At 71.1% G+C, this 10,119-nt stretch carries 9 protein-coding genes; 5 read left to right on the top strand and 4 right to left on the bottom strand.

What is annotated here, in order from left to right; translation table 11 throughout:
• Positions 1 to 2,944: bifunctional [glutamine synthetase] adenylyltransferase/[glutamine synthetase]-adenylyl-L-tyrosine phosphorylase (locus EAO75_RS19630; RefSeq protein ID WP_147997974.1), on the bottom strand; the 2,944-nt coding region annotated here is incomplete at its 3' end.
• Between the two features lie 159 nt (positions 2,945 to 3,103).
• On the opposite strand from EAO75_RS19630, the gene EAO75_RS19625 reads away from it, so the two are divergent.
• Both EAO75_RS19625 and EAO75_RS19620 read left to right on the top strand, forming a co-directional pair.
• The gene (locus EAO75_RS19625) at positions 3,104 to 3,625 is read left to right on the top strand and encodes a pyridoxamine 5'-phosphate oxidase family protein (RefSeq protein ID WP_147996383.1); all 522 of its coding nucleotides are present in this window, start codon (positions 3,104 to 3,106) and stop codon (positions 3,623 to 3,625) included.
• Positions 3,626 to 3,627: 2 nt separating this feature from the next.
• Positions 3,628 to 4,080 carry a VOC family protein gene (locus EAO75_RS19620; protein WP_147996382.1) on the top strand — a complete coding sequence of 151 codons (453 nt, stop codon included), beginning with the start codon at positions 3,628 to 3,630 and terminating at the stop codon, positions 4,078 to 4,080.
• Positions 4,081 to 4,171: 91 nt separating this feature from the next.
• Here the strand turns inward: EAO75_RS19620 and EAO75_RS19615 are convergent, their stop codons facing one another.
• Complete coding sequence (locus EAO75_RS19615) at positions 4,172 to 5,065, bottom strand: LysR family transcriptional regulator (protein WP_147997973.1); 894 nt, start codon at positions 5,063 to 5,065, stop codon at positions 4,172 to 4,174.
• Between the two features lie 136 nt (positions 5,066 to 5,201).
• Here EAO75_RS19615 and EAO75_RS19610 point away from each other — a divergent pair, with 136 nt between their 5' ends.
• Positions 5,202 to 6,035, top strand: coding sequence for an inositol monophosphatase family protein (locus EAO75_RS19610; protein ID WP_147996381.1), 834 nt, complete (start codon positions 5,202 to 5,204; stop codon positions 6,033 to 6,035).
• A gap of 40 nt (positions 6,036 to 6,075) precedes the next feature.
• Positions 6,076 to 6,672, top strand: coding sequence for an NADPH-dependent F420 reductase (locus tag EAO75_RS19605; protein ID WP_147996380.1), 597 nt, complete (start codon positions 6,076 to 6,078; stop codon positions 6,670 to 6,672).
• A 123-nt stretch (positions 6,673 to 6,795) separates the two neighbouring features.
• Here the strand turns inward: EAO75_RS19605 and EAO75_RS19600 are convergent, their stop codons facing one another.
• Positions 6,796 to 8,157 (bottom strand): glutamine synthetase family protein, encoded by a 1,362-nt coding sequence (locus tag EAO75_RS19600; protein ID WP_147997972.1) that lies wholly within the window; start codon positions 8,155 to 8,157, stop codon positions 6,796 to 6,798.
• A gap of 318 nt (positions 8,158 to 8,475) precedes the next feature.
• On the opposite strand from EAO75_RS19600, the gene EAO75_RS19595 reads away from it, so the two are divergent.
• Complete coding sequence (locus tag EAO75_RS19595) at positions 8,476 to 9,666, top strand: globin domain-containing protein (protein ID WP_147996379.1); 1,191 nt, start codon at positions 8,476 to 8,478, stop codon at positions 9,664 to 9,666.
• Positions 9,667 to 9,679: 13 nt separating this feature from the next.
• On the opposite strand, the gene EAO75_RS19590 is transcribed toward EAO75_RS19595, so the two are convergent.
• The gene (locus EAO75_RS19590; protein WP_147996378.1) at positions 9,680 to 10,114 is read right to left on the bottom strand and encodes an Rrf2 family transcriptional regulator; all 435 of its coding nucleotides are present in this window, start codon (positions 10,112 to 10,114) and stop codon (positions 9,680 to 9,682) included.
• Positions 10,115 to 10,119 lie beyond the last annotated feature (5 nt).

Below are 10,119 nucleotides of genomic sequence, written 5' to 3'. Positions count from 1 at the left end.
GATACGCATCGAGCATGTCCCCCACGTGACCGGGCTCGTACCCCAAGTAACGGCCCACGGCCCCCAGCTCACGAGCGTCCGAGGGAAACGTGTCCCCGGCCCGCCCCCGCACCAGCATGACCGCGTTGCGCACCCGCGTCGCCAGCACCCATGCCTCGTCCAGGATCGCCGCCTCCTCGCCCGGGATGAGCCCGGCCGCGCAAGCAGCGGCAAGGGCCTCCCGCGTCCGAGTCGTACGCAGCCCCGGCTCGGCCCACCCGTGCTGCAGCTGCAGCAGCTGCACCGTCCACTCCACGTCGGACAGCCCGCCCGGCCCCAGCTTGGTGTGCAGCTTGGGATCGGAGCCGCGAGGCAGCCGCTCGGACTCCATCCGGGCCTTGAGCCGCCGGATCTCCCGTACGGCATCCTCGCCGAGCCCCTCGGCGGGATAGCGCAGCGGAGCGATCAGCTCGACGAACCGCCCCGCGAGATCCTCGTCCCCCGCGACCGGCTCGGCCCGCAGCAGCGCCTGCGACTCCCACCCCAGCGACCACCGCCGGTAGTACGCCTCGTACGAGTTCAGCGTGCGCACCAGCGGCCCCGTCTTGCCCTCCGGCCGCAGATCGGCGTCGATCAACAACGGCGGATCGGCACTGGGAATCTGCAGCAGCCGCCGCATCTCCGAGACGACCCGATTCGCGGCGTCGGCGGCCTCGCGCTCCTCCACCCCGTCCCGCGGCTCGTGCACGAACAGAACATCGGCGTCACTGCCGTATCCCAGCTCATGCCCACCGAACCGCCCCATGCCGATGATCGCGAACCGGGTCGGCAGGGTGTCCCCCCACCCTTCACGCACCACCGCCCGCAAGGTCCCCGCCAGCGTCGCCGCCGTCAGATCGGACACCGCCGCCCCGACCCGGTCCACCAGCGCACCCTGATCGGCCTCGGTGGGCTTCGTCTCGGTGCCGTAGGAGTCGACGATGTCGGCGGCCGCCGTACGGAACAGCTCCCGGCGCCGCACGCCTCGCGCCGCCGTGACCGCCTGCACGGCCCCGACCGCACGGCCGACCGCGGCGAGGATCTCCTGCTCCAGGTGCGCGCGCGAGCGGGGCTCCAGCCCGCTCCCCCCGTCCCCGTCACCGAGCAGCGCCACCGCCTCCGGCGCCCGCATCAGCAGATCGGGGGCGAGCCGGCCGGCCGACAGCACCCGGGCGAGGTTCTCGGCGGCGGCGCCCTCGTCCCTCAACAGCCGCAGATACCAAGGGGTCTTGCCGAGCGCGTCCGACACCTTGCGGAAGTTCAGCAGCCCCGCGTCGGGGTCGGCCGAGTCCGCGAACCAGCCCAACAGGACGGGCAGCAGCGTGCGTTGGATCGCCGCCTTCCGCGTGACCCCGGAGGCCAGCGCCTCCAGATGCCTGAGCGCGGCGGCCGGATCGCCGTACCCGAGCGCGACCAGCCGCTCCCGCGCCGCCCCGGCACTCAACCGGGCCTCGCCGGGGGCAAGTTGGGCGACGGCGTCGAGCAGCGGCCGGTAGAAGAGCTTCTCGTGCAGCCGCCGTACGACACTCGCGTGCCGTTTCCACTCGCGGTTCAGCTCGGCCACCGGATCGACGCGCAGCCCGAGCGAGCGGCCGATGCGCCGCAGGTCGGCCTCGTCCTCGGGCACCAGGTGGGTGCGCCGCAGCCGGTAGAGCTGGATGCGGTGTTCCATGGAGCGCAGGAAGCGATAGGCGGTGTCGAGCTGCGCCGCGTCGGCCCGCCCGACGTATCCGCCCGCCGCGAGTGCCTGCAAGGCGTCCAGGGTCGTCCCGCTGCGCAGCGAGGCGTCGTCCCGGCCGTGCACCAACTGGAGCAGCTGTACGGCGAATTCGACGTCCCGCAGCCCACCCGGCCCGAGCTTCAGCTGGCGGTCCAGTTCCGTCACCGGGATGGTCTCGACGACCCGCCGCCGCATCTTCTGCACGTCGGCGACGAAGTTCTCGCGCTCGGCGGCCTTCCAGACCATCGGCTCCAGCGCGTCGACGTACTCCTCGCCCAGCTCGATGTCGCCCGCCACCGGGCGGGCCTTGAGCAGCGCCTGGAACTCCCAGGTCTTGGCCCAGCGCCGGTAGTACGCGAGGTGGCTGCTGAGCGTGCGCACCAGGGGGCCGTTCCTGCCCTCGGGGCGCAGGTTGGCGTCCACGGGCCAGATGGAGCCCTCGACGGTGGTCTCGGAGCAGATCCGCATCATGTGCGAGGCGAGCTTGGTGGCCGACCGCAGCGCCTTGCCCTCGTCGGCGCCGCCCGCGGTCTCACCGACGAAGATGACGTCGACGTCGGAGACGTAGTTGAGCTCATGGCCCCCGCACTTGCCCATCGCGATCACCGCGAGCCGGCACTGTGCGGCGTCCTCGGGCGCGGCGGCGCGGGCGATGGCGAGGGCGGCGCGCAGGGTCGCGGTGGCGAGGTCGGCGAGCTCGGCGGCGGTCTGGGCGAGGTCGGTGGTGCCGCACACGTCGCGCGCGGCGATGGACAGCAGGCAGCGCCGGTAGGCGACGCGCAGGGACACCGGGTCGGTGGCGTCGACGAGGCCCTGCTCGAACTCCTCGACCCCGGGGTGCAGGTCGCGGGGCTCGTACATGACCAGCGCCTGCCAGTCGCCGGGGTGCCGGGCGAGGTGGTCGGCGAGCGCGGCGGAGGCGCCGAGCACGCCGAGCAGCCGGTCGCGCAGGGGCTTGGCCGCTATCACCGTGTCGAGCAGCTCCCGCTGGGCGGCGGGCTCGGCCTGGGCCTCGACGAGCCGGACGAGGCCGTGCAGGGTGAGGTCGGGGTCGGCGGTGGCGCCGAGGGCCTCCAGCAGCACCGGATCGTCACGGATCGGCGCGAGCTCGGGGCTCTCCAGGAGTCGCTCGGCGGCCGACGGGTCGGTGAATCCGTGCCGCAGCAGCCGCGTGAAGGTACTGCTCCTGCGCCCCGGCGCCGTCATGCTCGCCCTCCCGTCCGATCGGGTTCGTACGCACCCGATCAAGGTCGTACGCGGTCGAGCCTAACCGCAGACCCTGGAAGTGGCGCCGATGAGTTCCGGCGCCCCGAGCGGTCTGCCTTGTCGACGGAAAGGCCCGGCGACACATCTGGAGGGCGGCCGATGACCGACAAGCAACCACAGACCCGACTGGACGCGCGCTACAGCGACGAGACGGCCACCGCGACCGCGTGGACCGACGCGGAGAAGCTGCTGTCCGAGGCCGAGCTGTTCTGGATCTCGACGGTACGGCCGGACGGGCGTCCCCATGTGACCCCGCTGCCGGCGGTGTGGTCGCGGGGCGCGCTGCACTTCTGCACGGGCCCGGAGGAACGCAAGGCGAGGAACCTCGCGGCGAACCCGCACCTCGTCCTGACGACCGGCACGAACCTCTGGGACGAGGGCTACGACCTGGTGGTCGAGGGCGAGGCGGAACGGATCACCGACGAGGCGCGGCTGCGCGAGCTGGCCGAAGCGTGGGAGACGAAGTACGGCCCCTTCTGGCACTTCGACGTGGCGGACGGCTCTTTCCAGCACGGAGCGGGACATGCCTATGTCTTTTCGGTGGCGCCCCGAACGGTTTTCGGCTTCGGTAAGGGTGAGCCGTTCAGCCAGACCCGTTGGCGCTTCACCATGGAGGACTAGCGATGGACTTCACCCTGGAAGTGATCCCGTTGCCCGTCAGCGACATCGACCGGGCCCGCGACTTCTACCGGGACAAGGTCGGCTTCCACGTCGATATCGACCAGGAGGTGATGCCGGGCATGCGCATCGTCCAGCTGACCCCTCCGGGTTCCGGCTGTTCGATCGCCCTCGGCGACAGCATCTGGGACATGACCAAGGGCGAGACAAGGCCCGAGCCCGGCTCCTACCAGGGCCTGCAGCTCTGCGTGGCCGACATCAAGGCGGCCCACGCGGAACTGGTCGAACGCGGCCTGGACATCTCCGAGCCGGTCCAGTACACCCCCGACGACGGCGCCACGTTCATGTACTTCAAGGACCCCGACGGCAACGGCTGGTCGATCCAGGAGTACCGGCGCCGGGCGACGGAGCCCTTGCACCGACTCCTCACGGAACTGTCGAACAAGGGCGGGCAGTAACGCCGCAGGGGACGCGGGGAGCTGCACGCCCCCGCGTCCCTACGGCGACTGAGCACTACAGCACCGGCAAGCTTTGAGGGTGTGGGTTACGTCAGGGCGCCAACGCGGTCCGCGCCAGATCGCGTAGCCAGATGTGTGCGGGGTCGGTGTCATAGCGCTGATGCCATGACAGGTACRCCGCGGCCGGCGGCAGTTCGAACGGCAGTGGGAGCAGGGTCAGACCGAGAACCGTGGCCGCTGAAACCGTCGTCGATTCGGGGGCTGTGACGAGGAGGTCCGAGCCGCGCACGAACTCGAACGCAGCCCCTTCGGTGGGCGCGGTCGCCACTACCCGTCGGGTGAGGCCGAGCTGCGCGAGAGTGTCGTCGAGGGCGTTGCCGAGCCTTCCGCGCCGCGAGACGGTGATGTGCTCGGCCGCGGCGTACCGCGCGGCGGTGACAGCCTTGACTCGGGTGAGCGGGTGCCCCCGCCGGACGACGATGACGTGCTGGGTCTCAGCTACCCGATCGGCGCGAATGTCGGGTGCGGTCGGGCGGTTCGCGTTCGCCTCCAGGTCGACCTCGCCGCGGCGCAGCTCGGGGGTGTCGACGCTCGATTCCGCGAGGAAGCGCAAACGCACGCCCGGCGCCTGCTTGCGTACGGCCGCGAGAAGCGCGGGGCCACCGAGGGCGACGAGTGAATCGTGCCAGCGGAGTGTGAAGGTGCGCTCGAGCGTCGTGAGGTCGAGTTCGCGGCTCGGTGCCAGCACGCCCTGGACCTGCTGCAGCAGCTCGTGCACCTGTTCCCGGACGGCGATCGCGTACGGCGTCGGGGTCATCGTGCGCCCGGTACGCACCAGGATCTGATCCCCCGTCGTGCGCCGGATCCGGCCGAGGCTTCGACTCATCGCGGGGGCGGTGACGTGTAGCCGCTCAGCAGCTCCGGCCACGCTGCCTTCCTCCAGGAGCGCATCGAGCGCGGCGAGCAGGTTCAAATCCAATTGCATGAGACTCATCCTAGCCGTGCTTTACATGCACTTGCAGTTAATGACGGGCCCTCCTACCTTCGAGATGCGGGCGCGAAAGAAACACGGTTTCGCCTGGTCCGCCTCATCACCCCCCTGCTCAGACGGGAGCACCGCCATGCCCGAGTCGATTCAGACCACCGCAATTGCTGCAACCGCCGGCTCCGCGTCCGACGCCGACCTGCTCGCGCAGACCGCGATCGCCGTGCGCGCGGCGGGTTCGGCACTGCGGGAGCGGTTCGGCGACGTGGTCCGCTACCAGACCCGCGAGGAGCTGATGCGCGCGCTCGCCGCCAACGACGACGTGGCCCTCGACGTCCTGCGCCCCCGCCTCACCCTCCTGCGCCCGGACGCCCGCTTGGTGGAGGACGAGCTCGCGGGCGGGGCCCTGCCCCCCGGCGAATGGTGGGTCCTGGATCCGGCCGAAGGCAACGTCAACCACCTGCACGCCCTGCCGGAGTGGGCGGTGACCGCCACTCTCGTGCGCGACAACCAGCCGGTGCTCACCGCGGTTCACCTGCCGTTGACCGGTGAGACCTACACCGCACTCGCCGGCGCCGGCGCCTACCTCGACGGCCGCCCGCTGCACGTGTCCCAGACCACGGACCTCGGCCTGAGCCTCGTGGCCACGAGCCAGGCCAGGCCGGACGAGGACGAGAAGGTCGTGCGGCGCATCGGCTCCTCGATCACCGCGATGCTCTTCGATGCGCTCGTGGTGCGGACATCCGTGCCCGCCACCCTGCACCTGCTGAACGTGGCCGCCGGCCGGATCGACGCCTTCTGGCAGTTCGCCGGGGCCCGCGCGGACCTGCTTCCCGGGGCGCTGCTCGTCGCCGAGGCCGGCGGGCAGATATCCGACGCCGAGGGCCGCCCCTGGACCCCGGAGAGCGAGAGCTTCCTGGCCGCCGCGCCCGGCGTGCACACCGAAGCCGTCACCACGCTCTCCCGCTGACTCCCACGAGAACCACAAGCACCGGAAGGACCACATCAGCATGACCATGATCGCCGTTCTCGGAAACGGCCGCGTCGGCGGCAGCCTCGCCCTGGCCCTCACCCGGGCCGGGCACGAGGTGACCGTGGCGGACCGCTCACCAGGCTCTGCCGCCGACGCCGCCCGGACAGCGCAGATCGTCATCAACGCCACCCCGGGCGCCGGCTCGCTGGAGCGGCTCATCGCGCTGCGCGAGGAACTGCGGGGCAAGATTCTCGTAGACGTCTCCAACGCCACCGCCGACGGACCGGACGGACTGCCGGCCGACCTGCTCTACCCCGGCTCAAGCCTCGCGGAGCAGCTTCAGGAAGCTCTCCCCGACACGCGCGTCGTCAAGACGCTCAACACGATGCTCTACACGGTGATGACCGCGCCCGCCGCGCTCACCCAGACACCGACCGCCTTCCTCTCCGGCAGGGACCCGGAGGCCAAGCAGGTCGTACGCGGGCTTCTCGCCGACCTCAGCTGGCAGCAGGAGTGGATCACGGACCTCGGCGGGATCGAGACCGCGCGGGCCGCCGAGGCCGCGATCCTGTTCGTACCGCACGTGATCCGATCCAGTGGATTCGCGCCCTTCGCAATCTCGATCACCCGATGAAAGCCCGACGCGACTCAGGCGGCCCAGAGACGGCCCAAGGATGGTGAAACGACAAGGGGGCTGACGGTCTATGACCGTCAGCCCCCTTCGTCGAATCAGCGGGGAATACGCCCTGACCTGCCCCTACAGCACCGGCAGGCTCTTGCGCAGTTCGAACGCGGTGACCTCGGAGCGGTACTCCTCCCACTCCTGGCGCTTGTTGCGCAGGAAGAAGTCGAAGACGTGCTCGCCCAGCGTCTCGGCGACCAGGTCGCTGTTCTCCATGAGGGTCAGGGACTCGCCGAGGTTCTGCGGGAGGGGCTCGATGCCCATGGCGCGGCGCTCGGCGTTGGACAGGGCCCAGACGTCGTCCTCGGCGCCCGGCGGCAGTTCGTAGCCCTCCTCGATGCCCTTGAGGCCGGCGGCCAGCAGGACGGCGTAGGCCAGGTACGGGTTGGCGCCGGAGTCCAGGGAACGGACCTCGACCCGCGCCGAGCCGGTCTTGCCGGGCTTGTACATCGGCACGCGGACCAGGGCCGAGCGGTTGTTGTGGCCCCAGCAGATGTACGAGGGGGCCTCGCCGCCGGCGCCCGCGGTGCGCTCGGAGCCGCCCCAGATGCGCTTGTAGGAGTTCACCCACTGGTTGGTGACGGCCGAGATCTCGGCCGCGTGCTTCAGCAGGCCGGCGATGAAGGAGCGGCCGACCTTGGAGAGCTGGTACTCCGAGCCGGACTCGTAGAAGGCGTTCCGGTCGCCCTCGAAGAGGGAGAGGTGGGTGTGCATGCCGGAGCCCGGGTGCTCGGAGAACGGCTTCGGCATGAAGGTCGCGTGGACCCCCTGCTCCAGCGCCACCTGCTTCATGACCAGGCGGAACGTCATGATGTTGTCGGCCGTGGAGAGCGCGTCGGCGTAGCGCAGGTCGATCTCCTGCTGGCCCGGCGCGCCCTCGTGGTGGGAGAACTCGACCGAGATGCCCATGGACTCCAGCATGGTGATCGCCTGGCGGCGGAAGTCCATGCCGATGTTCTGCGGGGTGTGGTCGAAGTAGCCGGAGTTGTCGGCCGGGGTCGGGCGGGTGCCGTCGAGCGGGCGGTCCTTCAGCAGGAAGAACTCGATCTCCGGGTGGGTGTAGAAGGTGAAGCCCAGGTCGGAGGTGCGCGCGAGGGCGCGCTTGAGCACGTAGCGCGGGTCGGCGAAGGACGGGGAACCGTCCGGCATGAGGATGTCGCAGAACATGCGGGCGGTGCCGGGGGCCTCGGCGCGCCAGGGCAGGATCTGGAAGGTCGACGGGTCCGGCTTGGCGATCATGTCGGACTCGTATACGCGGGCGAAACCCTCGATCGCCGAGCCGTCGAAGCCGATGCCCTCGTCGAAGGCCTGCTCCAGCTCGGCGGGTGCCACGGCCACGGACTTGAGGAAGCCCAGCACGTCGGTGAACCACAGGCGTACGAACCGGATGTCGCGCTCCTCCAACGTACGGAGCACGAACTCCTGCTGCTTGTCCATCTTCCGCTTCCCATCCTTGCTGGTCAGGCCGCCTGTCTCCGTGTCCCGCAGGAGGCGGTCGGGCACCTGAGCATCACACCACAACACCGTTTCAGGCGCGTTGCGGACCTTGATCGCCGTGGCGACCTCGGGTCGAACACCCGGCCTACGGCAGGTGTCCTGTCGTCGCCATGGTGTCCGGTGGACTGCTCTGCCGCCCATCTTGCCTGCTCGGACCCACATCCGTAATGCCCGGCCCCGCTGGACCCACCCCGCTTTAATTTGCATCTTAGATGCAAGTTTTAATGGAGGTACCTCGACCGAACCAGAGGAGATCCGATGCTGTCCGAGCAGTCCGCCGCCACCGTGCGCGCCACCCTCCCCCTCGTCGGCGGGGCGATCGGTGAGATCACCGAGCGCTTCTACGCCGGGATGTTCGCCGCCCGCCCCGAGCTGCTGCGCGACCTGTTCAACCGCGGCAACCAGGCGGCCGGCACCCAGCGGCAGGCGCTCGCGGGGTCGATCGCCGCGTTCGCGACGCACCTCGTGGACCGCCCCGGCGAGCGGCCCGACGTGATGCTGAGCCGTATCGCCCACAAGCACGCCTCCCTGGGCGTCACGGCGGAGCAGTACGCGCTCGTCCACGAGCACCTCTTCGCCGCGATCGCCGATGTGCTCGGCGAGGCCGTCACGCCCGAGGTCGCCGCCGCCTGGGACGAGGTCTACTGGCTGATGGCGAACGCGCTGACCGCGATCGAGAGGCGGCTGTACGAGGAGCGCGGCGGGAACCGGTGGCGGGAGTGGGAGGTCGTCGCACGCGTCGAGGAGACCGCCGACGTCGCCACGTTCCGGCTGCGCCCGGCCGACGGCCGCCCGGCGCCGGACTTCCGGGCCGGCCAGTACGTCTCGGTCCAGGTCGAGCTGGCTGACGACGCCCGGCAGATACGCCAGTACAGCCTCTGCGCCGCACCCGGCTCACCGATCCGGCAGTTCAGCGTGAAGCGGGTGCACGGCGGGGCCACGCCCGACGGCGAGGTCTCGAACCACCTCCACGCGCGCGTGCGCGTCGGCGACCGGCTGCGCATGTCGGCGCCGTACGGCGATCTGGTACTCACGGACGTCCGCGCCGACGCGCCGCTGCTCCTCGCCTCCGCCGGTATCGGCGTGACCCCGATGGTCGCCATGCTGGGTCAGCTCGCGGACCACGGGCACGAGGGCCCGGTGCTGGTCGTGCACGGCGACCGCTCCCCCGCCGGGCACGCCCTGCGCGCGGACCACGAGGCGTACGCCGGGAAGCTCGCGGACGCGTCGGTCCACTTCTGGTACGAGACCGGCGCCGGGGCGGCCCACCGCACCGGCCTGGTCGACCTCACCGGCGTCGCCGTACCGCGGGGCACGCGCGCGTACCTGTGCGGTCCGCTGCCCTTCATGCGGACGGTGCGGACGCAGCTGATCGGCAAGGGTGTGGCACCGGCCGACATCCACTACGAGGTGTTCGGGCCGGACCTCTGGCTGGCACAGGAGGGCTGAGGCCCAAGCGGCCTCAGGGCGCCCGGCCGATCCGGAGCAGCAGCGGCCCGGTCGGGTCCGCGGTCACGTCGGCCACCGTCAGCGGGTCCAGCGAGGCGAAGAACGCCTCCTGGGCCCGCCGCAGCGCGCCGCGCAGCCGGCACCCGGAGTTGAGCGGGCAGGGGTGGTCGCCCTCGCACTCGACGACGTCGCCGTCCCCCTCGAAGGCGCGCACGATCGCGCCGACGGAGGCCGTACGGCCCCGGTCGCTGAGCGAGAGCCCGCCGCCGCGGCCCCGGCGGGCGACGACCAGCCCCATGTGCTGGAGCTCGGCGACGACCTTGGCGGCATGCGTGTACGGCACCTCCATGTCCGCCGCGACCTCGCGGGTCGTCGGCGTGGCGTCCCCGAGGACGGCGAGCCGCATGAGGAGGCGCAGGGCCAGGTCGGTGGAGCGCAACAGCCGCATACCGG

Origin of the sequence: Streptomyces sp. UW30 (assembly GCF_008042075.1) — a bacterium.
GTDB lineage: Bacteria > Actinomycetota > Actinomycetes > Streptomycetales > Streptomycetaceae > Streptomyces.
This window is presented reverse-complemented; position numbering and strand designations above follow the sequence as displayed.